At 39.4% G+C, this 25,337-nt stretch carries 25 protein-coding genes; 18 read left to right on the top strand and 7 right to left on the bottom strand.

What is annotated here, in order from left to right; translation table 11 throughout:
* Positions 1 to 24 precede the first annotated feature (24 nt).
* Entirely contained in the window at positions 25 to 765 is a 741-nt protein-coding gene (locus AACL18_RS04175; protein WP_339049513.1) for a hypothetical protein, read from the bottom strand.
* A gap of 106 nt (positions 766 to 871) precedes the next feature.
* The gene (locus AACL18_RS04170; protein WP_339049512.1) at positions 872 to 1,540 is read right to left on the bottom strand and encodes a hypothetical protein; all 669 of its coding nucleotides are present in this window, start codon (positions 1,538 to 1,540) and stop codon (positions 872 to 874) included.
* A 579-nt stretch (positions 1,541 to 2,119) separates the two neighbouring features.
* Between AACL18_RS04170 and AACL18_RS04165 the strand changes: the two genes are divergently transcribed.
* The 9 genes from AACL18_RS04165 (at position 2,120) to nuoI (ending at position 10,687) form a co-directional block, all read left to right on the top strand.
* Entirely contained in the window at positions 2,120 to 2,476 is a 357-nt protein-coding gene (locus AACL18_RS04165; RefSeq protein WP_339049511.1) for an NADH-quinone oxidoreductase subunit A, read from the top strand.
* Positions 2,467 to 2,949, top strand: a complete 483-nt coding sequence (locus AACL18_RS04160; RefSeq protein WP_422395876.1) for a NuoB/complex I 20 kDa subunit family protein — start codon at positions 2,467 to 2,469, stop codon at positions 2,947 to 2,949. Before AACL18_RS04165 ends, AACL18_RS04160 begins: the two co-directional genes overlap by 10 nt.
* A gap of 3 nt (positions 2,950 to 2,952) precedes the next feature.
* Entirely contained in the window at positions 2,953 to 3,645 is a 693-nt protein-coding gene (locus tag AACL18_RS04155) for an NADH-quinone oxidoreductase subunit C (protein ID WP_339049509.1), read from the top strand.
* 7 nt (positions 3,646 to 3,652) lie between these two features.
* Positions 3,653 to 4,906: an NADH-quinone oxidoreductase subunit D gene (locus tag AACL18_RS04150; protein WP_339049507.1), complete on the top strand. Its 1,254-nt coding sequence runs from the start codon at positions 3,653 to 3,655 to the stop codon at positions 4,904 to 4,906.
* Positions 4,903 to 5,409, top strand: coding sequence for an NAD(P)H-dependent oxidoreductase subunit E (gene nuoE, locus AACL18_RS04145; protein WP_339049506.1), 507 nt, complete (start codon positions 4,903 to 4,905; stop codon positions 5,407 to 5,409). Before AACL18_RS04150 ends, nuoE begins: the two co-directional genes overlap by 4 nt.
* Entirely contained in the window at positions 5,399 to 6,682 is a 1,284-nt protein-coding gene (gene nuoF / locus AACL18_RS04140; RefSeq protein ID WP_339049505.1) for an NADH-quinone oxidoreductase subunit NuoF, read from the top strand. The genes nuoE and nuoF overlap by 11 nt, the downstream gene beginning before the upstream one ends.
* 105 nt (positions 6,683 to 6,787) lie before the next feature.
* Positions 6,788 to 9,175, top strand: coding sequence for an NADH-quinone oxidoreductase subunit NuoG (gene nuoG, locus AACL18_RS04135; protein WP_339049504.1), 2,388 nt, complete (start codon positions 6,788 to 6,790; stop codon positions 9,173 to 9,175).
* Positions 9,165 to 10,193, top strand: a complete 1,029-nt coding sequence (gene nuoH / locus AACL18_RS04130; RefSeq protein ID WP_339049502.1) for an NADH-quinone oxidoreductase subunit NuoH — start codon at positions 9,165 to 9,167, stop codon at positions 10,191 to 10,193. The genes nuoG and nuoH overlap by 11 nt, the downstream gene beginning before the upstream one ends.
* Positions 10,190 to 10,687 (top strand): NADH-quinone oxidoreductase subunit NuoI, encoded by a 498-nt coding sequence (nuoI, locus tag AACL18_RS04125; protein WP_339049501.1) that lies wholly within the window; start codon positions 10,190 to 10,192, stop codon positions 10,685 to 10,687. The genes nuoH and nuoI overlap by 4 nt, the downstream gene beginning before the upstream one ends.
* A gap of 77 nt (positions 10,688 to 10,764) precedes the next feature.
* Here the strand turns inward: nuoI and AACL18_RS04120 are convergent, their stop codons facing one another.
* A complete protein-coding gene (locus AACL18_RS04120) occupies positions 10,765 to 12,036 on the bottom strand; it encodes a hypothetical protein (protein WP_339049500.1) in 1,272 nt (423 codons plus the stop codon).
* 522 nt (positions 12,037 to 12,558) lie between these two features.
* Between AACL18_RS04120 and AACL18_RS04115 the strand changes: the two genes are divergently transcribed.
* The 9 genes from AACL18_RS04115 (at position 12,559) to lysS (ending at position 23,354) form a co-directional block, all read left to right on the top strand.
* Entirely contained in the window at positions 12,559 to 13,152 is a 594-nt protein-coding gene (locus AACL18_RS04115) for an NADH-quinone oxidoreductase subunit J (RefSeq protein WP_339049499.1), read from the top strand.
* Entirely contained in the window at positions 13,149 to 13,454 is a 306-nt protein-coding gene (nuoK, locus tag AACL18_RS04110; protein WP_339049498.1) for an NADH-quinone oxidoreductase subunit NuoK, read from the top strand. The genes AACL18_RS04115 and nuoK overlap by 4 nt, the downstream gene beginning before the upstream one ends.
* 6 nt (positions 13,455 to 13,460) lie before the next feature.
* Positions 13,461 to 15,371 (top strand): NADH-quinone oxidoreductase subunit L, encoded by a 1,911-nt coding sequence (gene nuoL / locus AACL18_RS04105; protein ID WP_339049496.1) that lies wholly within the window; start codon positions 13,461 to 13,463, stop codon positions 15,369 to 15,371.
* Between the two features lie 18 nt (positions 15,372 to 15,389).
* Complete coding sequence (locus tag AACL18_RS04100; RefSeq protein WP_339049495.1) at positions 15,390 to 16,943, top strand: NADH-quinone oxidoreductase subunit M; 1,554 nt, start codon at positions 15,390 to 15,392, stop codon at positions 16,941 to 16,943.
* Positions 16,940 to 18,400, top strand: coding sequence for an NADH-quinone oxidoreductase subunit NuoN (gene nuoN, locus AACL18_RS04095; RefSeq protein WP_339049494.1), 1,461 nt, complete (start codon positions 16,940 to 16,942; stop codon positions 18,398 to 18,400). Before AACL18_RS04100 ends, nuoN begins: the two co-directional genes overlap by 4 nt.
* A 14-nt stretch (positions 18,401 to 18,414) precedes the next feature.
* Complete coding sequence (locus AACL18_RS04090) at positions 18,415 to 18,987, top strand: BON domain-containing protein (RefSeq protein ID WP_339049493.1); 573 nt, start codon at positions 18,415 to 18,417, stop codon at positions 18,985 to 18,987.
* 191 nt (positions 18,988 to 19,178) lie between these two features.
* On the top strand, positions 19,179 to 20,360 hold the full coding sequence (locus AACL18_RS04085; RefSeq protein ID WP_339051607.1) for a DesA family fatty acid desaturase: 1,182 nt from the start codon (positions 19,179 to 19,181) through the stop codon (positions 20,358 to 20,360).
* Between the two features lie 181 nt (positions 20,361 to 20,541).
* Positions 20,542 to 21,640 (top strand): peptide chain release factor 2 gene (gene prfB / locus AACL18_RS04080; protein WP_339049492.1). Its coding sequence is split into 2 segments (ribosomal slippage): positions 20,542 to 20,616 and positions 20,618 to 21,640, totalling 1,098 coding nucleotides; the frame shifts between segments, so codons are not numbered across the junction.
* A 199-nt stretch (positions 21,641 to 21,839) separates the two neighbouring features.
* Positions 21,840 to 23,354, top strand: coding sequence for a lysine--tRNA ligase (gene lysS / locus AACL18_RS04075; RefSeq protein WP_339049491.1), 1,515 nt, complete (start codon positions 21,840 to 21,842; stop codon positions 23,352 to 23,354).
* Positions 23,355 to 23,438: 84 nt separating this feature from the next.
* Here lysS and rpmG read toward each other — a convergent pair whose 3' ends face one another.
* From rpmG to AACL18_RS04055, 4 genes are all read right to left on the bottom strand, one after another.
* Entirely contained in the window at positions 23,439 to 23,591 is a 153-nt protein-coding gene (rpmG, locus tag AACL18_RS04070; protein WP_339049490.1) for a 50S ribosomal protein L33, read from the bottom strand.
* A gap of 17 nt (positions 23,592 to 23,608) precedes the next feature.
* The gene (rpmB, locus tag AACL18_RS04065) at positions 23,609 to 23,845 is read right to left on the bottom strand and encodes a 50S ribosomal protein L28 (protein ID WP_339049489.1); all 237 of its coding nucleotides are present in this window, start codon (positions 23,843 to 23,845) and stop codon (positions 23,609 to 23,611) included.
* Positions 23,846 to 23,922: 77 nt separating this feature from the next.
* Positions 23,923 to 24,597 carry a RadC family protein gene (gene radC / locus AACL18_RS04060; protein WP_339049487.1) on the bottom strand — a complete coding sequence of 225 codons (675 nt, stop codon included), beginning with the start codon at positions 24,595 to 24,597 and terminating at the stop codon, positions 23,923 to 23,925.
* A gap of 263 nt (positions 24,598 to 24,860) precedes the next feature.
* Positions 24,861 to 25,325 carry an EVE domain-containing protein gene (locus AACL18_RS04055; RefSeq protein ID WP_339049486.1) on the bottom strand — a complete coding sequence of 155 codons (465 nt, stop codon included), beginning with the start codon at positions 25,323 to 25,325 and terminating at the stop codon, positions 24,861 to 24,863.
* Between the last annotated feature and the right edge of the window lie 12 nt (positions 25,326 to 25,337).

Below are 25,337 nucleotides of genomic sequence, written 5' to 3'. Positions count from 1 at the left end.
ATTTATATTCAATTCACAGCTTGCTTAAGCAGCATAGGATTCTAATTTTATTTGCTGAAAAAATTGTGGTATTTGTTGTTGCAGCAACTTATCGATCATTAATGCTCGAGGTTGATATAGGCTAGGTCGGCGTGGATAGATTCTATCGTTAACCCAATTCAATGACCAATCGCTAGTGGTGTTGACACACGCAGCAGCAAAGTTTTTTAAATGATATTTTTCTTCAATCTCAAAACAGCCCGCTAAAAAAATATCGACGTAAGATTCGACAATCGGATACCGAGCAGAGGGTGGAGCGAGTAAATCGGGTTTCAATTCATAGATCCAAAACTGCCCTAGTGGTAATTTTTTCCCAGTTAATAAGTGAATATCATGCGGCGTAACCAAGACACGACAATAATATTTTTCTCGCGCGTCGTAATTTTTGAATGAATTTGCTGGTAAATTAAAAATTGTGCCATTAAAGCGAGCATGTTTACTTTTAATCACACCAAGATAAGTGGTACTAAATCCATCGGATAAACCTTTAGAGAACCAACCGCGTTGATAATGGTCTACCCAAACGGGTTTATTGATGCCGCTATGAGGATCGGTTGCATTTTTTGATGTAGTTTCTATGAGCGATCCATAACCTATTATGTACTGTTGACTATGTGGATTGACGAAAGGATGACATGCACAATCATCATTAGCGAATGCCGATTGAAATACAATTAAGAATAAAAATAAGATCAAACTTAAGCTAGCGATCCATTTCTGCAGCATGTCATTACCCAATTTTTTCATAGTTAAGAAATAAGATTGAACTTTATTTTAAGCTATCTTTATTGATTGTAAAGAGCATGTTTATTAATATAAAAAATATTTTCTTTTATAAAGTATTAGAAAGCAAATGGCTGGAATCGTTAGATTCAATTAAACTTTCATAGGAGTTTTCATCGATAGGAGACAAACGATTTTCATCATTATTTAATGAATTTTTATCTGTATTTTGTGTGAATTCAGCATTTTGTGGAATCTTTCGAGCGGGAAATAGACATGGAGTAGAGGTAGGGCAAGAAATTTGTTGTCGTAGGTTAGTTGAGCTTAACGTAAAAAATTTTGAGTTTAATTTCTTCTGGTAATGTGAGTTGCATTTTTGCAGCTCGTCCTTAACGATTTTTTGTTCGTATCCCTCCATCTGCTTATATAAGGTAAAAAAGTTAACCGAAAATAATATCAACGATTCAAAGCAAATTAAGCTAATAGTGAGAATACTCACAGGCGTGATTACCAGCAAAAAAATTATTGAAGCAAGCAAGCTCGTTAGTATACATATGAGTAAAAAGTGTCGGATATTTTCACTGGCTAAAAAAACATTATTACATTCTTCGAAATAGCTTTTAAGGGCCAGTTTTATTTGTATTAACTCTGCAGGAGGATTTGACTGTCCATCAATAATGAGATTTAAAGCGTTTTCAAATGACTCGATATCGAAATCTTCTAGGAAGGGTTGGATAATGAGAGGATCACCATAGTAAAAATCCATTTCAGGGCACATTTTATTTTCCTTTAAAATTTTTTAATATTTTTTATCCTAGCATTTATTAAATCACAGCTCAATCTTTAAGAACTTTTTGAAAATTTAATGAAAAGATTTATATACGCTCTCAAAATAGGTTTTTATGTAGCGAGCCCACCAATTTGTTTGCATCATGAGATTATCGTTACGCCAAGCTTCCTGATTCCGCACATTCACTCTTCAAAGGGAAGAATGTGCGGAAGATCATTATGACGCGATGAATTTTCAGCATCTTAAATTTTTGGACAAGAAAATAAAATTATAGGAATAAAATCAACGAATTAAAAAGTATTTTAGGTGAAAGTTTTATGTGGGGCAAGGCCCGATTTTTTTACCTAAAAGAGGTCCCTTATCTTAAGCAAGAAATTAATTTCCAACTAGTGAAAGCAAAAGGAAGTCAAGCATTTAAACTCCTAAAATGTGTCTAAGCTTCCAGGCATTATTCAGAACTGAGGATGTCAATTTAGATTCAATTGAGTAGAAATAATATGCATGTAGAATTTTAGTCACCGAAGGTTGTATACTAGCGACAAATTTGCTCGGGGTAACGAAAAAACCATGCTACAGAATTATTTTCCCATACTCATTTTTATTGCTTTTGGCTTATTTATTGGTGTGGCGGCCTTATCCATCGGGCGCTTAACGGGCTTGCAACGTCCGGATCCAGCAAAGTTATCTTCCTATGAATGCGGTTTTCCAGGTATTAGCGATGCTCGTTTGCCTTTCGATATTCGTTATTATCTCGTAGCGATTTTATTCATTATTTTTGATTTAGAGACCGCTTTCTTATTTCCCTGGGCGGTTTCTTTAAGACGCATCGGCTTTCCTGGGTTACTAGCGATGGGGATCTTTTTGGGTTTATTATTGATAGGTTTTATCTACGAGTGGAAAAAAGGGGCCTTACAATGGGAATAGAACCATTATTACAACAACAAGGGTTTGTCACTACATCCTTAGATAAGCTGCTCGGCTGGGCGCGCAGTGGATCTTTATGGCCGATGTCGTTTGGTTTAGCGTGTTGTGCAGTAGAAATGATGCATTCGGCCGCAGCACGCTATGATCTGGATAGATTTGGCGTGGTATTTCGACCCAGTCCCCGACAATCCGATGTAATGATTGTAGCAGGGACCTTATGTAACAAAATGGCTCCTGCTTTACGTAAGGTTTACGATCAAATGGCAGAACCTAGATGGGTGATATCGATGGGATCCTGTGCAAATGGTGGAGGTTATTACCATTACTCCTATTCGGTAGTACGCGGTTGCGATAGAATTGTACCGGTGGATGTGTATGTGCCGGGTTGTCCGCCAACCGCAGAAGCATTAGTGTATGGTGTTATACAATTGCAAAATAAAATAAAAAAAACTCACTTTATTGAGCGTACGTAAACTATGTCAGACGTTGTTCTGCAACTGCAAAAAATAAACCAACGCTTTGATTCTGTTATTCGAGAAATAACCGTTGAGCGTGATGAAATCAGTTTAGAGATTTCTGCTGAGGAGTTACATGCCGTTTGTTTAGCATTACGTGATGAAGCGGATTTTAGATTTGAATTATTAGTGGATATTTGTGTCGTGGACTATGCTGAGTATGGCATCAGCGAATGGACGACTGAACGTTCCACGCTAACTGGTTTTGAACGTGGCGTTGATAATACCGGTGATCTACACCCCGTCGCTTGGACAAAGCCACGGTTTGCAGTGGTCTATCATTTTTTATCTCTCACGCACAATCAGCGTTTACGTTTGCGTGTTTTTGCTAGCGGCGAACCACCGCAAGTGCCGTCTGTCATTAAACTATGGCCAGCTGCAGATTGGTATGAAAGAGAAGCGTTTGATTTGTATGGTGTTTTTTTTAACGGACATCCAGATTTGCGACGTTTGTTAACCGATTATGGTTTTGTTGGCCATCCTTTTCGTAAAGATTTTCCGTTAACGGGACATGTTGAGGTCCGTTATGATGCAACCGAGGGACGAGTTATTTATCAACCGGTCACGGTGACGCCACGTACTTTAGTGCCAAAAACCATTCGCAAAACAACGAATGAAGATATCCTAACCTGTTTCCATCAAAAACCAGAGTGAATGTTGCATGCCTGAAATTCGTAATTACACATTAAACTTTGGTCCACAACATCCTGCTGCACATGGCGTATTGCGCTTGATCTTAGAACTAGATGGAGAGGTTATCCAATCGGCGGATGCACACATTGGTTTATTGCATCGGGCGACCGAAAAATTAGCTGAATCTAAACCCTATAATCAAAGTATTGGTTATATGGATCGCTTAGATTATGTTTCGATGATGTGTAATGAGCATGCGTATGTGTTGGCGATAGAAAAATTGTTAGGCGTGACGCCTCCGAAACGCGCTCAATATATTCGCGTTATGTTTGATGAAATTACACGAATTTTGAATCATTTATTGTGGTTAGGTGCACATGCCTTAGATATCGGTGCGATGACGGTTTTTTTATATTGCTTTCGAGAACGCGAAGATTTAATCGACTGCTATGAGGCGGTGTCAGGTTCGCGTATGCACGCAACTTATTATAGACCGGGTGGTGTATATCGTGACTTACCGGATAAAATGCCACAGTATAAACCCTCACAATGGCATAATGAAAAAGAAACACGTGAGATGAATGCCAATCGAGAGGGTAGTTTATTAGATTTTATTGAAAGTTTTATTACACGGTTTCCTAAATTAATTGACGATTATGAAACGTTGTTGACCGATAATCGCATATGGAAACAACGAACCGTAGGCATTGGTGTTTTAACGGCGGAACGTGCTTTACAATTAGGGTGTACCGGTCCAATTTTACGCGCTTCAGGTGTTGCTTGGGATCTACGTAAGAAGCAACCGTATGAAGTGTATGATGAATTAGATTTTGATATACCGATAGGCAGCAAAGGCGATTGTTATGATCGTTATCTGGTGCGCGTCGAAGAAATGCGCCAATCAAACGCATTAATAAAACAATGTGTGAGTTGGTTACGCGCTAATCCAGGCCCTGTCACATTGACCGAGCATAAAGTGGTGCCGCCGACGCGTTTGCAAATGAAAGAGGATATGGAATCACTTATTCATCATTTTAAATTATTTAGTGAGGGTTATTGCGTACCGCCCGGTGAAGCGTATGCCGCGATAGAACATCCTAAAGGTGAATTTGGAATTTATATGGTTTCGGATGGCGCAAATAAGCCTTATCGGGTTAAAATACGCGCAGCTGGGTTTCCGCACTTGGCGGCTTTAAATGAATTGGTTTCCGGGCATATGATTGCTGATTTAGTCGCCATACTGTCCAGCCTTGATATCGTATTTGGTGAAATCGATCGATGAAGAAAGTGACGAATAACAACAGCGTACTGTCTGAAGATTTAAAAATTGCTATTGAGAAATGGGCCAAGAAATATCCGCCGCATCGTAGGCAATCGGCCGTGTTACCTGGCTTGATGCTGGCGCAGGAGTATAATGGTGGTTATTTATCCCAAGATTTAATTGATGCAGTGGCCGATTATTTAGAAATGTCACGTGTGACTGCTTATGAAGTAGCCACGTTCTATACGCTGTATGAGCTCAAACCGATAGGTCGACATAAGATTGGGGTTTGTACCAATGTATCTTGTATGCTGAGCGGTTGCGATAAAATCGTCGCGCATTTGCAAAATCGTTTGCAAATTAAATTCGGTGAAACCACAGCGGATGAAAAGTTTACCCTACGTGAAGTCGAATGCTTAGGTGCCTGTGCAAACGCCCCAGTAGTCCATATCGGACATCGTTATTATGAAGATTTAACACCCGAAAAATTAGATAAAATCTTGGATAACTTAGATGGCGAATGAAATTTGTTTCCGTACTTTACAGTTTGACCAGCCATGGAGCCTAGCAAATTATCGGCGTGTGGGTGGTTATCAAGTTTGGGAAAAGATCCTAAAGGAAAAAACCCCGCCAGAACAAATTATTGCTGAATTGAAACTCTCGTGTTTACGCGGACGTGGCGGCGCAGGATTTCCCACTGGCTTAAAGTGGAGCTTTATTACGCGCGGTGCTCCGGGTCAAAAATATGTTCTTTGTAATTCCGATGAAGGGGAACCTGGAACCTGCAAAGATCGAGATATTTTACGTTTTAATCCGCATCAATTGATTGAAGGGATGGCGATTGCTGCTTATGTGATGGGCGCTAGTGTGGGTTATAATTACATACGCGGTGAATATTATGAGCCTTTTGAGCGTTGTGAAACCGCTATCGCAGAGGCTATTGCTGCAGGCTATTTGGGCACAAATATTTTAGATTCCGGATTTGATTTTCAACTGTATAACCATTTGGGCGCTGGTGCTTATATTTGTGGTGAAGAAACCGCTTTAATGGAATCCTTAGAAGGAAAAAAAGGTTTTCCACGTTTTAAACCCCCTTTTCCTGCGAATTATGGTTTATATGGCCGTCCCACAACGATAAACAATACTGAAACCTTAGCTTCCGTTCCGGTGATCTTGCAAAAAGGTGGGAAGTGGTTTTTAGAATTAGGAAAACCGAACAATGGAGGTTGTAAATTATTTAGTGTGACTGGGCATGTTAATAAACCGGGTAATTTTGAAGTGCCTTTAGGTATTTCATTTAAAGAATTATTAGCACTTGCCGGTGGAATGAAAGAAGGCAGGAACTTGAAAGCAGTGATTCCAGGTGGATCATCTATGCCGGTGCTAACAGCAGAAGCAATGTGGAATACGACGATGGACTATGATTCGATTGCTAAAGCGGGTTCGATGTTAGGTTCAGGAGCAGTGATCATCATGGACGAAACGACTTGCATGGTAAAAATTTTAACGCGTATTGCGCATTTTTATAAAGAAGAATCCTGTGGTCAATGTACTCCCTGTCGTGAAGGAACCGGCTGGATGTGGCGTGTGTTGCACCGTATAGAACACGGGCAAGGGCGGATGAGTGATCTGGATTTATTAGATAGTGTGGCAGGGAAGATTATGGGGCATACCATTTGTGCCTTAGGCGATGCGGCGGCGATGCCGGTACAAAGTTTCATTAAACATTTTCGGAATGATTTTATTGAGCATATTGAACATAAGCGTTGTCCGGTAGGTGATGCCCATGAGAATTAGTTTTCTTTCAAACACAGAAATTTGTTTGTGTTCGCGGCGAACGACTGGCGAGGACCGGAGCCAGGTGTTCAACAATGAAATCAAGCAAATTTGTCGAGAAGAAATATGATAGATATTGAAATAGATGGTCGTACACTACACGTCGAACAAAATGCAACCATAATAGAAGCGGCTGATAAAGCCGGCATTTATATTCCACGTTTTTGCTATCATAAAAAACTTTCTATCGTTGCTAATTGTCGTATGTGTTTGGTCGAAGTTGAAAAATCTGGAAAACCCTTACCCGCTTGTGCGACTCCAGTAACAGCGGGGATGAAAGTTTATACTACCTCAGCAAAAACTAAAGAAGCGCAACGTTCGGTGATGGAATTTTTATTGATTAACCATCCTTTGGATTGTCCTATTTGTGATCAAGGTGGCGAATGCGAACTGCAAGATCTTTCTTTAGGATATGGTGCCTCGCTATCACGTTTTACTGAAGGTAAACGTTCTGTCAAAGATGACAATTTAGGACCTTTAATCTCCACTGAAATGACACGTTGCATACAATGTACGCGCTGTGTGCGTTTTGGTCAGGAGATTGCTGGAATTAAAGAATTAGGTACACTCAATCGCGGCGAAGATTTACAAATCAGTACCTACATCAAACATAGTTTGGAATCCGAATTATCGGGAAATATTATTGATCTTTGTCCGGTGGGTGCGCTGACGTCGAAACCGTTTCGTTTTACCGCGCGTGCTTGGGAATTACAACAATCCGCTTCGATAGCACCACATGATTGTTTGGGTTCGAATATTTATTTACATACTCGTCGCGAACAAGTGATGCGCGCAGTACCACGAGAAAATGAAGCGATCAATGAAACCTGGTTATCGGACCGGGATCGATATAGTTATCTCGGTATTCATAGTAAAGAACGCTTGACCAAACCGCATATTAAAGAAAATGGACAATGGTTTATTGTCGATTGGGAAACTGCACTAGAGAAAGTGATGCTGGAATTTAAAAAAATTCTGAAACAACAGGGTGCGCAAGCCATTGGGGGCTTAGCTTCACCTTCGAATACCACCGAAGAATTTTATTTTTTCCAAAAATTATTGCGTAGTTTGGGTACTCAGCATATTGATCATCGCTTACATCAAACCGATGTATCGGATCAAATGCAAGCACCACTATGTCCGCCTGGTTTAACTTTGTCAGCATTAGAAAAAGCATCTTTCGTTTGGTTGGTTGGCTCCAATATTCGGCGCGAACAACCGATTGCAGCACAGCGTTTACGTAAAGCGAATTTAGTCGGTACAAAAATTGCTAGCCTACATTGTGTGGATATGCATGTTCCTTTTGCATTGCATGAAAATCGATGTGTGAGTCCGGAAGAATTCGTACCAACTTTATTAGGTATTGCTAAAGCCTTGGATGACAATCAATCTTTGGCAGCATTTGCAGAGATTACATCCAACACTCGTCAAAGTGATTTAGTTGCACAATTAAAAGCTTCAGAAAATACAGTGATTGTTTTAGGTGCCTTAGCGCAGAATCATCCACAAGCCAGTTTAATTAGAACATTAACAGATTTTATAGCGCGTCAAACTGGCGCGCGCTGTGTGACTTTTACCGAAGGTGCGAATAGTGTGGGTGCTTGGTTAGCCGGTGCTATACCACATCGTGCTCCGTGCGGTGTATCCGTCGCTGAACCCGGTTTATCCGCAGCTGAGATGATCAATGCGGATTTACGTGCGTTTATTTTACTGAATGTCGAACCAACTCTAGATTGCGCTAATCCGCAGGGTGTTAGTAAGGCATTAAAGCAAGCCGATTTTGTACTGGCTTTATCAGCTTTTAAAGCGCAATCCCTACTCGATCATGCGCACGTTATTTTACCGATGGCAACATTTGCTGAAATTCAAGGTAGTTTTATCAATACGGCGGGTTGTTGGCAAACCTTCTCAGCAGCAATACCGCCGCTAGGCTTAGCACGTTCTGCATGGGAAATCTTACAGACATTAGGTAATAGTTTGGAACTAGCCGATTTTAATCGCTCGGATCATGCTTTTATTCGTGAAGAATTAGAACCGGTATTATTAGAATATCTCGCAGTGCCTAATGTAGTTCAGCTGGATAAACAAGTAACACAAAAACACATGTCCTGTGGGCAACAGGGTAGAAATAAAAGTCACTCCAGTGCGAAAAATCTAACGCGTATCAGTGAATGGCCTATCTATAGTGTTGATAGTTTGGTACGTCGGTCTTTAGCATTACAACATTCAGCCAGCAACGCGCCGGTTACTGTTGCCATGAATGCCGCATTAGCCAATGAATTAAATTTTATTTCCGGTCAACTCATTCGTATTGAACAAGGAGCAGGGCAGGCTTTATTACCTTTATCGATACAAGCGGGTATTCCTGATAATTGCGTTTATATTGCCGCAGGTTGTGAAGAAACCACTGCCTTGGGTGAATCATTTGGAGTAGTTAATCTCTATGCTGAATGATTTACTCTTATTAATTTGGATCCTAATTAAAATTATTGTCATTACTATTCCTTTATTACTGATGGTTGCGTATTTAACCTTTATTGAACGTAAAGGGATTGGTTATATGCAAACCCGTATTGGACCGAATCGGGTGGGACCCTTAGGGTTTTTACAACCGATTGCCGATGTTATTAAGTTAATTACCAAAGAAATTATTGTTCCAACTGCTTCGAATCGTTATCTATTTATTTTAGCTCCCATTATTACCATCGCGCCGGCGTTAGCCGCCTGGGCTGTTATACCGTTTGGCGAAGGTCTTGCGTTAACGCAAATTAATGCGGGTGTGCTGTATTTGTTTGCGATTACTTCGTTGGGTGTGTATGGGATTTTAATCGCCGGTTGGGCAACGAATTCGAAATACGCTTTATTAGGCTCATTACGTGCGGCTGCGCAAACAATCTCTTATGAAATTGCCATGGGTTTTGCGTTTGTGGGCGTTTTATTAGCGGCGGGCAGCATGAATCTACATGATATTGTGTTGCGTCAACAAGGGGGAGTTTTACATTGGTTTTGGCTACCTTTATTACCGCTGTTTGTCTGTTATTGGATTTCCGGAATTGCTGAAACCAATCGCGCACCTTTTGATTTAGCTGAAGGCGAATCTGAGATCGTGGCAGGTTTCCATGTTGAATATTCAGGCGTTAGTTTTGCTTTATTCTTTCTCGCTGAATATATGAATATGATTTTAATCTCAGCGATTGCCAGCTTATTATTTTTAGGTGGTTGGTTATCACCTTTTCAAGGTATTGCGGTGTTAAACCAGGCATTGATTTGGGTTCCTAGTATTATTTGGTTTTTTATAAAAATGGCTGGTTTTTTAGGACTTTTTATTTGGTCGCGAGCGACCTTTCCTCGATATCGCTATGACCAATTGATGCGTTTGGGTTGGAAAGTGTTAATTCCAGTTACTTTAGTTTGGATAGGGGTTGTTGCTGTCGCCGTACAATTTAAATGGGGTCCTTGGTTTAGCGCATGAACTTGTTAAGAAAAATAGTACAACTCATTAAAACTTTTACACTCTGGGAACTTTTTAAAGGACTAGGTGTGACTGGCCGACATTTTTTTAAGAAAAAGGTCACCATACAATTTCCCGAAGAAGAAACACCCCGTTCAGTGCGGTTTCGCGGGTTACATGCTTTACGTCGTTATCCTAATGGCGAGGAACGCTGTATCGCCTGTAAATTATGTGAAGCCGTTTGTCCCGCGTTGGCGATTACCATCGAAGCAGAGCCACGCGATGATGGTTCACGACGTACGACCTTATATGAGATCGATTTGTTTAAATGTATCTATTGTGGATTTTGTGAAGAATCCTGTCCAGTCGATGCTATCGTCGAGACCAATATTCCACATTATCATTTTGAAAATCGTGGCGAGGAAATTATGACCAAAGAAAAATTGTTGGCTATTGGTGATAAGTATGAGAAGCAGATAGCGGAAGAAAGGAAAGAAGATGCTCCTTATCGGTAAGAAGGCTGATTAGTTTTTAGAGATTATTTTCAACGATGTTTTTACATGTGCATCCTTGCACACTCTGATGTTAAAAATTACCTGGCCTTAAAACTTACTGTAGTTGTCTTATCATCATTTGGCTTCGGATTGTTGTCTGCCTTTGCGTCATGAGAAGGGCCAGCAGGATAAGTGGCATCGATGTTACCTATTACTTTACCTTGCAGATATTTGGAGTTGAACTTTGGTCGTTGTTGAGATAAAGAATTGTCGACAGAGACAACTTCTGTCTTTTTACAAACTTTATATAAACCTAAGCTGCTAATCCCAAGTACAGGGATTAACGCTAATACAATAAAAGGAGAGAATAAAACAGTCGCGGCGGCAATGAAAGCGCCAATGAGACCGGCAGTGACAAGAATACTGACCACAATCAAAGCTTTTTTGAATAATTGGATATTGTTTTCCCTGTGATTTCTTGTCAGAGTATTTTGATTTTTAATTAAGGAATCATGAGGATTCTGGTTTTGTATAGCCAAGCTTTGTGGGTTCATCAATGCAATTAAACTATCACAGGCAGTTAGGTAATTATCATCTCCTTGGTAAATACAGTAAAATTTTTCTTTATAAAAATAATAAATCATTCCTTTTTGTATGTCGTTTTTATTAAATATCTCGCAAGCGGAATTGAATACTTTTAATTCATCATAGGTTTTACAAAATTTTCGTTTTCTAAACTGTTTTTGCGGTTCTTTATTTGGTTGAGAATTAATTTTATCGTGTAGGTTTTGCAATAGGTCTTCTGTTTCAGTTTTCAAATTTTTTTTGAACGTTTTTCCTGCTTGTTCTAAATGTATTCCTACTTTATCAACTGACTTTTCTGCAATAAAGAGCGCCCATTTTGTTTTTAATTTATTAAGTTCTTCTTTTAAGTCATTGAATTCTTCTTTAATTTCATTTTCAATCTCTGTAAACTCAGTTAAAAGAGCATAATAAAAATTTTCTTTGGATTGTTTTATTTTATCAATAAAATCTTCCATTTTATCAGTATAATCTTCTTTATAATTGATCAAGCATACAGAATGATCTTGCAAATCTTTTAATTCAACATTTGCACCTTTTTTGGAGCAAGTCTTTTTAAAAAACTTTCTCTTTGGGTTTATAAAATATTTATTTAACCTTTTTTTATCACTACATATGACTCTAAGATGATGATTATCGTCTTTAACAGAAGGCGTTAAAAAGTGAACTGTATTTCCTACTTTATAAGGAATACACATAGGCTGATTTTTTATTTTACTGGTTAACTTCTTAGCTTCCTCCTCGTTTAGGGGAAAAATTTCTTGAATATTAGGTTTTAAATTAGGCATAAAGTTTTTTACTTATGTATTAGATTATTGTTGTAATACTAACAGTTTTTTTATTAAATTTTGCTTATCTAACATTGCAGAATGTAAGCTAGGCAACAGGTAAAAAGTTAAAAAAAACCTAAGCCAGCATTAAAATAGACAAAATGATCCTATTCTAATGACGCTGAAGTGTACGTATTATTGAAGCTCGGATAATAGCTTTTTTGGCGAGAGGACAGAGCGGGCTTAGTTTCAGCGAGCGTCGATGGCTTTGAAGTCAAAATTTTTAATAGGAAGTTGCTATGCATAGAGTGGTCATTTAGAATGCTAGCATTTAACCTATGACTCGCAGAGTTAGGTTTGCAGAAATAGGATAGGTAAGGCAATGCCTCACGCTAGGAGCCCTAAAACTGCCATTTTGCAAGTGAAGTATCTCTAAAGTAGGTGACAGCCTAAAACGGGGAGGGCTAAGCCTTATGAGAATAGTCAGCCGGAACCACGAGTTTCGGAAGAATTATAAAATGTAAAAAATATAGGGTAATAATGCTTCTACAACAATTTGCTTTTTTTGGTTTTGCTATATTGCTTATTGCTGCTGCATTGATGACGATCATTTCTCGTAATCCGGTGCGCTGCGCGTTATTTTTGGTATTGGCCTTTTTTTCTGCTGCTGCTTTATGGATATTATTAGAAGCTGAATTTTTAGGTTTAATCTTGGTTTTAGTGTATGTCGGAGCGGTCATGACGCTATTTTTATTTGTCATTATGACCTTGAATATTGATAACGCTGAAAAACAATACGGATTCGTGCGTTACTGGTTCCCTGCTGTAGTCAGTGTGCTGATTTTATTGGCATTACTTATTTATGCGGTATATCCACTTTCCGGCTCAACAGGACTCGTAGCGTTGTCTGCACAAGCAAGTAATACACAAGCTTTAGGCGATATACTCTATACGCAATATGCTTATCCGTTTGAAATTACCGGGGTTTTATTACTGGTGGGAATTATTGCCACGATTGCATTAAGTTTCCGAGAAAAACGTTTGAATAAAGCGATCGCACCTGAATTGCAATTGAAGGTTAAAGCTTCGGATCGATTACAAATTATAAAAATGCCAGCCGAGAAAAAAAAATGATTCCATTAAATTATTACTTAATACTCGCCGCTACGGTATTTAGCTTGGGTTTACTAGGCGTGATGATCAATCGGAAAAATATTATTATTTTACTGATGTGTGTCGAGTTACTATTATTAGCCGTGAATATGAATTTTATCGCCTTTTCACATTTTTTTGCTGATTTATCCGGTCAAGTGTTTGTCTTTTTTGTGTTGGCAGTAGCGGCCGTGGAAGCGGCGATCGGTTTAGCCATCCTGATTGTATTATTCCGTACCCGACATAGCATTCAAGTCGATGATTTAAATCGTTTAAAGGGGTAGTTGGTAATGAGTCATTATCAGTTAATCAACCTTGCATTAGTCTTATTCCCTTTAGCAGGCGCATTAATTGCTGGCTTAGGTGGTCGACGTATCAGTAATCGCTTAGCGCATACGGTGACCATTTTAGGCGTAGCCATATCGTTGATTTTATCGCTGTATTTTGCCTATCAACTCTTTTTTCAACACGGCGGCGCTTATGACGGAAATCTTTATTTATGGGACTTAACGGGAAAGTTTCGCTTTAATATCGGTTTTTTAATTGATCCATTAACGGTGGTGATGTTTCTCATCGTAACGTTTATCTCTTTGATCGTGCATATTTATAGCGTCACTTACATGGCAGGCGATCCGGGTTATAAGCGTTTTTTTAGCTATATGTCGGCATTTACCTTTGCAATGCTCATGTTAGTGAGTGCGAATAATTTTCTGCAATTATTTTTTGGCTGGGAAGCAGTAGGATTAGTTTCTTATTTGTTGATTGGTTTTTGGTTTAAACGCGAAGCGGCGAGTGTGGGAAGTCTAAAAGCATTTTTGGTTAATCGCGTCGGTGACTTCGGTTTCTTTTTAGGTATTGCCTTATTATTTAATTATTTTGGTAGTTTAGATTATTACCAAGTTTTCCATGCCGCGCCTGCACTCAAAAACGCCACTATCAGTATTTTTCCACATACTTCGTATTCGTTGATCGCTGTTATTTGTTTCCTGTTATTTATTGGCGCGATGGGGAAATCTGCACAGATACCTTTACATGTTTGGCTACCCGAATCTATGGAAGGTCCTACACCTATTTCAGCGTTAATTCATGCGGCAACGATGGTCACAGCGGGTGTTTATTTAGTGGCACGGCTTTCACCTTTATATGAATACGCACCGAGTGTGTTAAATCTTATTTTAATTTTAGGTGCGACTACAGCTTTATTTATGGGCTTTGTTGCGATCGTTCAGAATGATATTAAGCGCATTATCGCTTATTCTACGCTTTCGCAACTGGGCTATATGATGGTCGGCTTAGGCGCTTCAGCGTATGCGGCAGGTATTTTTCACTTAGTGACGCATGCTTTTTTCAAAGCTTTATTATTTTTAGCCGCAGGTTCAGTCATCTTAACTATGCATCATGAGCAAGATATTCGTAAAATGGGTGGCTTAGCAAAAGTCATGCCGATGACGTATGCTTGTTTTTTAGTCGGTGCATTAGCCTTGGCTGCTTTACCGCCTTTTTCAGGTTTTTATTCAAAAGATGCCATTATTGATGCCGTTCATGTATCCACTTTACCCGCAGCATCTTATGCGTATTATTGTGTGTTAATCGGTGCAATGGTGACGGCTTTTTATATTTTCCGTGCTTTTTTCTTAGTGTTTCATACCCAAGCACGCCAGCCGGTAAAACATTATCAAAAAACTACGACGATCGTTAAATTGAGCTTAATTGTGTTAGCTATCCCGTCTGCTATTGCAGGAATTCTTTTAGTACCGTCTTTTTTAAATGTTCCGGGTTTACTCGCGAGTAGTCTTAGTGTGCTACCCCACCATAAACTAATGGCCACTGAGCATTTGTTAAGTACAGCGACTATTTTTTCGGGTATTGGTATTGTATTGGCATGGTTTTGTTATCTACAATTTCCTGCTATTCCAGCTTGGGCGCAAAAACATTTTTCGTGTCTGTATCAAATTTTAATGAACAAATATGGCTTTGACGCTTTTAATCAAGCGGTATTTGCGAATGGAGGTCGACGTTTGGCGAAATTATTTTTTAATCTGGATGCGAAGGTACTCGACGAGAAATTGATTGATGGCTCAGGAAGACGTATCAGTTGGCTTTCCAATGTATTGCGTCGTTTACAGTCTGGGTATATTTACCAGTATGCATTCATTATGGTGCTTGGAATCATTATTTTTTTATTGGCTTATTCCCTATAAACTCATTGTAATATAAGAATGTTGTTAACTTTAGGCTCTCAATTCGGTTCGTTCCTACACAGCCATTTATTAAGTTTACTTATTTGGTTGCCAGTGCTTGGCGGTGTGTTGGCGATTGCATTTAATGGTGATCGTTATCCGCAACGTGCGCGCGTTATTGCTTTAATGACTTCACTGATTACTCTGCTGTTGTGCATACCGCTGTATTTGGATTTCAATCCTGCTTTAAGCAGTATGCAATTTCAAGAGAATATCCCTTGGATTACTGTCTACAATATTAATTACAGCTTAGGGGTAGATGGTATTTCTTTACCACTTATTATATTAACGGTGTTTACTACTTTGCTGGTTATTTTAGCGGCCTGGCGGAGTGTTAATCTGCGCGTTGCGCAATATATGGCAGCATTTTTACTTATGCAAGGCATGATGGTAGGGACGTTTGCTGCAACCGATTCGATCTTATTTTATGTATTTTGGGAAGCGATATTGATTCCTATGTATTTGAGTATTGGTGTATGGGGTAGTGACAATCGTTCGTATGCGTCGATAAAATTTTTCTTATATACCTTTTTCGGTTCAGCACTCATGTTGATTGCTTTACTGTATCTCGGTGTGCATAGCCCAAAGCATGACTTTTTGATTGCGCATTTTTATCCAATACCCCTCAGCATGCCTGTGCAAATATGGATCTTTGTCGCCTTTTTAATTGCGTTTGCGGTAAAGATTCCGATGTGGCCTTTACATACGTGGTTACCTGATGCGCATACAGAAGCACCCGCCGGTGGTTCTGTGGTATTGGCAGCATTAATGTTGAAACTCGGTGGTTATGGTTTTCTGCGTTTTACATTGCCGATAGTTCCAGATGCGAGCCGTTTATTAGATGGTTTTATGATAGCGCTGGCTTTGATCGCTATCGTTTATATTGGTTTGGTGGCATTGGCACAGGTGGATATGAAACGCCTGATTGCTTATTCTTCAATCGCGCATATGGGCTTTGTAGTACTGGGTTGCTTTATGTTATTTGCCATCATGAAACAGAGTCATAATACGTTAATGGCCTATATGAGTTTAGAAGGGGCGATGGTACAGATGATTTCCCATGCTTTTAGCTCAGGAGCGATGTTTTTAGCCGTGGGGATGTTGGCCTATCGATTTCGCAGTCGCCAGATCAAAGATTATGGTGGTCTTGCCACCAGCATGCCTTTATTGGCGTCTTTTTTCATGTTATTTGCCATGTCGAACGTCGGTTTGCCAGGCACATCGGGTTTTGTCGGTGAATTTATGATCATCCTCAGTGCGATGCAAGCCAGTTTTTGGATTACCACGATTGCGGCTACCACAATGATATTGAGTGCCGCTTATACGCTTTATATGTACAAGCGCGTATTTTTTGGTGAAATTACTAATCCTTTGCTTGCTCAAAGTAGTGATATACATGGTTTTGAAAAATTGGTGTTTGTTTTATTAACATTCGCCATTCTTATAATCGGTATTTATCCAGCGCCTTTATTGACGATCATGCATGCTTCGATAGACTCGGTTTTACATTGGAGTTTGCAAACTAAATTATGATGATATTACAACAACTACTTCAATTTCCTGCGCTTCCTGAAATCGCTTTACTGCTGATGACCTGTGTAATTCTGCTAATTGATTTATTTGTACAACAGAAATCCAGTTTGCTTACCTATATAGCAACGCAAATGAGTCTAGTTATTACGCTGGCGTTAGTTATACATTTGCACCGCATACCGGCGCAATTATTGTTTTATCAACATTTTACTTGGGATTTAGTTGCTTATTTTATTAAGTTATGCATTTTAGTATTCAGCTTATTTGCTTTTGTCTACGCGCGCGATGCGATTAAAAGACTGCAAATCCATTCAGGTGAATATTATTTATTAGGTCTATTTTCTATTTTAGGTATGTTGGTATTGACGTCGGCGAATAGTTTATTAAGCCTTTATCTGGGCCTCGAACTATTATCCTTTCCGCTGTATGCGATGGTGGCTTTACAACGTCAATCCAGCCAGGGCTCCGAAGCAGCGATGAAGTATTTTATTTTAGGTGCATTGGCTTCCGGTTTGTTCTTGTATGGTCTTTCGTTATTTTATGGCGCTACGCATTCTTTAATTTTGCCTACGATACATCAGGCTTTACTGGTAGGAGGACAATCCAATGTATTGCTTAGCACGGGACTTGTTTTTATATTGGCAGGTATTGCATTTAAAATCGGGGCCGCACCTTTCCAACTTTGGGTTCCAGATGTCTATCAAGGTGCACCCACGCCAGTCACGCTGTTTATCAGTGCAGCTCCTAAAATAGCCGGTTTAGCGCTGGCAATCCGTTTGTTAGTGGACACAATGCCTAGCTTAATTAGCTATTGGCAGCCCTTATTAGCCGTTATCGCTATTTTATCCTTTAGTTTAGGTAATTTGGTGGCTATCGTGCAAAGCAATTTAAAGCGTATGCTGGCTTACTCGGCTATAGCTCATATGGGGTATGGCTTGCTCGGCTTAGTCGCGGGTACGGCGATGGGTTATGCGATGAGCCTCTTCTATATGTTGGCGTATGGCCTGATGGCCTTAGCTGCATTTGGTTTAATAGTGGTTATGAGCAAATCAGGTCAGATTGAGCATATTAGCGATTTAAGGGGATTGAATGCACGTAACCCTTGGTTAGCATTGATGATGCTGCTGGCGATGTTTTCTATGGCAGGAATTCCACCTACAATAGGCTTTTTTGCTAAATTAGGTATCTTGGAAGCCCTAATTTCAGTAAACTTACTATGGATAGCCACATTAGCGATTATTTTTGCTATTATTGGGGCTTATTATTACATTAATGTGATAAAAGTGATGTATTTTGAAGAGCCTGAACCCACTATATCGCCTTTATTAATAGCGCCGGATGCCTACCTTGCATTGAGTATTAATGCTATACTACTCCTCGTTCTAGGTTTATTTCCCAGTCAATTAATATGGCTGGCCAAGGCGGTTTTTTTTACTATTAAGCATCCTGTTTATTGAGGCTAGGAAACGAAATGAGAAAAATCTTTGTTATTTTAATCCTATCATTGGGGTTACAAGGTTGTCTGGCGGGTGCTTTTGTGGCCGGTAGCGCAACGACAGGTGGTTTAGTGACGGATCCACGTCCTATTAATACGATTAAATCTGATGAGGAAATTAACTTTAGGATCAACAGAAAATTGGCTAATGATCCGGTACTCAATGCAGAAACACATATTGCTGCGGTGAGTTACAATCAGGTGATATTGTTAACCGGCCAGGCCTATGATGAGGAATTAAAGGCTAGGGCAGAACACTATGCCAAAAGCATCCCACAAGTGCGACGGGTATTTAATGAAATTGTGCTAGGCATCCCGACGACGGTGTATCGACGCGCTCAAGATGTGGGCATTACTTCCGCCGTTAAAACCAAAATGTTTGCTAATAGAGAACTTAAATCCAATAATTTTAAGATAGTTACTGAAGACGGCGTGGTGTATATATTGGGGATAGCGACAGCTAGGCAAGCAGATTTAGCGGTATCGATAGCGAGAGACTCTTCGGGCGTGAAAAAAGTGGTTAAGTTAATAGAATACAAAGAAGGATAAGAATAAAATTAAATTTTATAAAAAAGTTTTTGATTATACTCACAGCAATTAAATTTTTTTGAGAGTGGACCGTGTAGTGAGCAACCGGAATGTATTCAAGATATATGAGGATTGCGAATTAAACGGCAACACAGACAAAAAATTTACGTGCGAAGAGTAATAGCATTAAAATACAAGAGGTTACTGTGGAAATACTATACGGCGTATTGAATTTATCATTCTGGGGTTATGTTGTTGCTTTATTGATTTTGACGCATATCACTATCGTGGGCGTCACGGTGTATTTACACCGATCTCAGGCACATCGTGCGCTGGAATTGCATCCAGCCATCTGTCATTTTTTCCGTTTTTGGATTTGGTTAACCACAGGAATGGAAACCAAAAAGTGGGTCTCTATCCATCGTAAACATCATGCTAAATGTGAAACGGATGAAGATCCGCATAGTCCGCAAACCCGAGGTATTAAAAAAGTATTTTTTGAAGGAGCTGAACTATATCGTGCCGAAGCGAAAAATCAGGATACGATGGATCGTTATGGTCAAGGAACACCCGATGACTGGTTAGAGCGACATGTTTATACCAAACATAGTGCGGCAGGTATTGCGCTAATGTTTGTCATTGATCTGGTTCTATTTGGTATTCCTGGGATTAGCATTTGGGCCTTACAAATGGCCTGGATTCCATTCTTTGCTGCCGGTGTGGTGAATGGTATTGGTCACTATTGGGGTTATCGAAACTTTGAATGCCCTGATGCGGCGCGTAACATCATTCCATTAGGCGCCTTTATTGGTGGTGAAGAATTACATAATAATCATCATACCTTTCCAACCTCCGCTAAATTTTCGGTGAAATGGTGGGAGTTTGATTTGGGTTGGGTTTATATTCGCTTATTACAATTTTTAGGTTTATCTAAGGTTAAACGGGTATCACCAAAACTTGAGAATATTCCCGGTAAATCATTGGTTGATTCGGATACCTTAGCTGCATTAATTACCAATCGCTTTCAAGTATTGGCGCGTTATAGTCGCGAAGTGTTATTACCCGTGTTACAGGAAGAAAAATTAAAAGCAAATACGAGCAGTAAAGCTTTATTAAAGCGCGCTAAGGTTGCATTAATTCGTACCGAGTCTTTGTTAAACGATGAAGGTAAACAGCAGATTGCTGAAGTGATGGATAATCATCATATGTTAGCCTTAGTGTATCAATATCGTCTAAAACTCCAGGCGATTTGGGGTCGTACGACGGCGACGCAGCGCGAGCTATTAGAAGCCTTACAGGATTGGTGCAAGCAAGCCGAGGCAACCCGCGTGCATGCGTTACGGAAATTTGCGATTAGTTTAGCTGGGTTTTCGACACAAAAAAAATTAAGTTAAGTTGTAATAAAATAAGTTTATAAAACAATAACAACTGGATAGTATTATGGGTTCCATCATTTAAAGATCTAACACATAAGGTTTAGGTAGTATGATGGTGGTTGACGTGAGTATACTGACTCCGCTCTTAAATCGGGTACATTAAAAATAATTTTTTTTAGTTCATATTATTTTATCAGTTATGTTTGAATCGGCGCCTATCATTCAAAAAATCAAAGAACTTGAAAACCGTAGCATGGAATTACGGAGGTACCTTTGACTATCCCACCAAACTTGAAAAACTTCAAGAGTTAGATCACGAATTACAGGATCCAAACATTTGGAATCATCCTGAAAAAGCTCAACAATTAGGCAAAGAACGCGCGCAATTGCAGCAGATAGTTGATACCTTTCAACAATTAGCCAAAGGACTAAATGATATTAACGATCTCTATGAGTTAGCTTTAACTGAAAATGCTCAAGATCTTTTAGCGACCTTACCTCAAGAATTGCAAACACTGGAAGCGCGTTTAGCACAACTCGAATTCAGGCGGATGTTTCCGCGCGAATTAGATAAAAATTCTGCGTATTTGGAAATACAGTCCGGTTCGGGTGGCACTGAAGCACAGGATTGGGCAGAAATGTTATTACGTTTGTACCTGCGTTGGGGAGAGCAAAATCATTTTAAGGTCGATTTAATTGAAGTCTCTGCCGGCGACGTAGCTGGAATAAAAAGTGCTACGATTAAATTTGAAGGTGAATATGCTTATGGTTGGTTACGTACCGAAACGGGTGTACATCGCTTAGTGCGTTTATCACCTTTCGATGCCAATAAACGCCGACATACTTCCTTTGCAGCGGTGTTTGTATCGCCAGAAGTAGATGAATCTATCGATATACAGATTAATCCAGCCGATTTGCGTGTTGATACCTATCGGGCCAGTGGTGCAGGCGGACAACATGTAAATCGTACTGATTCGGCAGTGCGTATCACGCATATCCCTAGTGGTGTGGTGGTGCAATCACAAAGTGATCGTTCACAGCATAAAAACCGCGATCAAGCGATGAAACAATTACGTGCAAAATTATATGAGTTGGAAATGCGTAAGCGCGCTGAAGAGAAACAAAGTCAAGAGTCTTTGAAACGAGATATCGGTTGGGGCAGCCAGATACGTTCTTATGTTTTAGATGATGCGCGCATCAAGGATTTACGCACGGGTGTCGAAACACACAATGTTCAAGCGGTACTTGATGGAGGAATAAATCTCTTTTTATTGGCGAGTTTAAAAGAAGGCTTATAATACTCTTCGCAATGGGATTTTTGACTATGTTGCGCTTAATTTGCAATGGTTATTGCATATAATGTGATTAAACATGGACGCGACACTTGCCAAAAATCCAATTGCTGTGAATATGAATCTCTGGGAATAATTGCTTTTTCCTTACCATCATCTGCTAAACTAGAATGCTTAAAAATCTGTAAGTTTGGAAACATTTATCATGAGCCACGAAAAAGTAACGATAACGAATAATGCTGAAGATTTATTTTCGCAACGTTTGGCAAAATTAAACGAATTACGCAACGGCAAAGAGGCTTACCCGAATCATTTTCGTCGGGATAGTTTAGCAGCTGATTTATATGGCCAATATGAACAGGCTGATACTGAACTATTACAGCAAAAAAATCAGACTGTGCGTCTTGCTGGTCGGATTATGTTAAAGCGCGATATGGGTAAAAGTTTATTTCTAGATATGCAAGATATGTCTGGCAAAATACAAGTCTATGTCAAACAAGATGCTATCGGATTAGAAGATTTTGAAGCTGTTAAACGTTTGGATTTGGGAGATATTGTTGGCATCATCGGCGTATTATTTCGTACTAAAACCAAGCAACTTTCCATTAAGGCTGAAAAGATTTATTTATTAAGTAAATCTTTACGTCCTTTACCGGATAAATTTCATGGACTTTCAGAATCGGATAAGGAACAACGTTATCGACAACGTTATTTAGATTTGATTACCAATGAAAAAACTCGAAAAACTTTTCAAATACGTTCTCAACTGATCAGCGGGATTCGTCAGTTTTTAAACCAACGGGGTTTTGTTGAAGTAGAAACGCCAATGATGCATGTTTTACCTGGTGGTGCAGTGGCAAGACCGTTTATCACGCATCATAACGCTTTAGATATGGAGTTATTTCTGCGTGTAGCGCCAGAATTACATTTAAAACGTTTAGTTGTGGGTGGAATGGAAAAAGTTTTTGAGATAAACCGTAATTTCCGTAACGAGGGCCTTTCGACTCGACATAATCCTGAGTTTACAATGCTGGAATTTTATCAAGCTTATGCCGATTATCACGATTTAATGGATTTAACCGAACAATTAATTCGCGAGTTAGCGCAAACTATTTTGGATACCGAACAATTGACTTATCAGGGTGAAACCTATGATTTGACCAAGCCGTTTAAACGTTTAAGCGTGGTTAAAGCCATACTTGAATATAATCCGCAGTGGCAGCTGCAAGATATTACACTATTAGCATCCTTGCAAAAAATTGCCTCTGATTTGGAGATTCCAGCAAGTGATTCTATCGGACAATTACAGTTTGCTGTGTTTGAAGAAACAGTGGAACAAAAATTAAAGCAACCTACGTTTATTACTGAGTATCCTATTGATGTTTCGCCTTTGGCTAGACGTAATAATGAAAATCCACAATTAGCGGATCGTTTTGAACTCTATATCGGTGGTCGAGAATTAGCGAATGGATTTTCTGAGTTAAATGATCCAGAAGATCAAGCAGCGCGGTTCAAACAACAAAGTTTAGCGAAATCTGCGGGTGATCTAGAAGCAATGCCTTATGATGAAGACTATATTCAAGCATTGGAATATGGCCTACCTCCTACTGCCGGGGAGGGAATTGGTATTGATCGATTAGCGATGTTATTTACCGATTCAGCTTCGATTCGAGACGTTATTTTGTTTCCATTGATGCGTCCGGAAACTAAGCATGAATAAGCGTGAATTTTCAGGAAATGGGTTTTAAAATAAGCCTGCTAAATAGACGGATTCCTTTCGCAGGCTTAAAATGGATGGAGATAACTATTTAATCTTATCTTCTTCAAACATTTCATGTTTGCGGGTAATTGGATCGTATTTTTTAAATTTTAATTTATTCGGTGTGGCTTTCTTATTTTTACTGGTTGTATAGTAATAAGCGCTGGCCGTAGATTTTAATTTAATTTTATCACGCATGATGTGCTTTTTCCCGTTTAAACTTTCTCGCCACGCTGACGTAGCGTAGCCAGTACTTTATCAATGCCTTGCTTCTGAATAGTACGCAGACCATCTGCCGTTATTCTTAATTTAACAAAGCGTTTTTCTGTAGCCACCCAAAGGCGACGAACGTGTAGGTTAATCTGAAAACGACGTTTAGTTTTTCGGTTAGAGTGAGATACATTGTGTCCCACCATGGGTTTTTTACCCGTTACCTGACAGACCCTAGCCATATAATAGTCCCCAATGCAGATTATCTTTAATAGAATGCCCGCTTTTATACCAAAAATGCAGCAAACTGTCAAAAGATTTACAACAAACCTTGTGTGGCAAAAGAGGTTATGGAGCCTTCTCCGATAATGATATGGTCTAAAAGGCGTACATCAATCGGCGCTAAAATAGATTTAATTTCTTGTGTAATCCTTTTATCTGCTTCACTGGGTTTTGCAATACCGGATGGGTGATTGTGTGCCAAAATGACCGCTGCGGCATTATGTTGATATACCTGCCTGACGAGTTCGCGAGGGTATACGGCGGCTTCATTAATACTACCATGAAAAAGTTCTTTAAAATGAATAAAGCGATGAGCATTATCCAAAAATAAACAGCTAAAGACTTCATAAGGGTAAGCTCTCAGCTTGTGCGTTAAATAGTGATAGACATCATGTGGATTTTCAAAGGTGCTACGTTGCTCGAGATTTTCTTGCAAACAGCGAGTTGCTAATTCTTTAGCGGCTTGAATCTGGACATATTTCGCCAGACCTAAACCGAGTGTCTTTGAGAATTGTTCCAAACTGGCCGCAACGATGTAACGTAAACCTCCAAATTGCAATAGGAGATCGCGACTAATGTCTAAGGCAGTTTTTCCGCGGACACCGGTACGAACGAATAACGCTAATAGTTCAGCATCAGATAAGAAGGCGGCACCCTGAGAGATTAATTTTTCACGTGGACGTTCCTTTGCAGGCCAATTAGTAATGGACATATTTACTTTTCCCTAAGTTAATTATTATTTTTACGTTTACTCTTCGAACTTGACATTGTCTGTGTATCGCGCAGATCGCAATCCTTATGTACACAATACATTCCGATTGCTAATTATCACGACGCCTTGCTAAAAATCCCATTGCTATGAGTAACTATTTTTCGAACTTGAATCTTTGATTGTGTTATCACTCAACTTGCACTTGGAGTAGAGATCATTATATTAAATAGCGATGATTTTAAATAGAGCTCGAATGCTTAAATTTATAGATTATGTTCTCGAGCCAGAATATGTTGCCATTCGAAGGGTGTTAGCGGCATAACCGATAATCGGTTTCCTTTTTGTAATAAACGCATTCCTTTTAGTGCAGTTTGAGTTTTTAAATCTTCTAAAGAAATAATCGATTTAAAAATTCGTATTAATTTTACATCAACGCTAACCCATCGCGGCTTACTGACTGAACTTTTAGGATCATAATGATGATCATCTACCTGCAAAGCAGTTTTATCCGGATAAGCGGTATTCACTATTTTTATCATGCCAACAATACCTGGCGTGGGACAACTTGAATGATAAAAAAAAGCCAGATCGCCTTTTTGCATCGCTTGCAAAAAATTTCGTGCTTGATAATTTCGTACACCATCCCATGGTTCAGTTTGTTGAGGACGCTTGGCTAGATCCTTTATGCTAAAACACGTGGGTTCAGATTTCATTAACCAATAGTTCACTTACTTTTCCCC

The organism is Rickettsiella endosymbiont of Xylota segnis (assembly GCF_964019545.1).
Lineage (GTDB): Bacteria > Pseudomonadota > Gammaproteobacteria > Diplorickettsiales > Diplorickettsiaceae > Aquirickettsiella.
The sequence above is the reverse complement of the archived record's forward strand: the minus strand, read 5'-3'. Positions and strand labels throughout refer to the sequence as shown.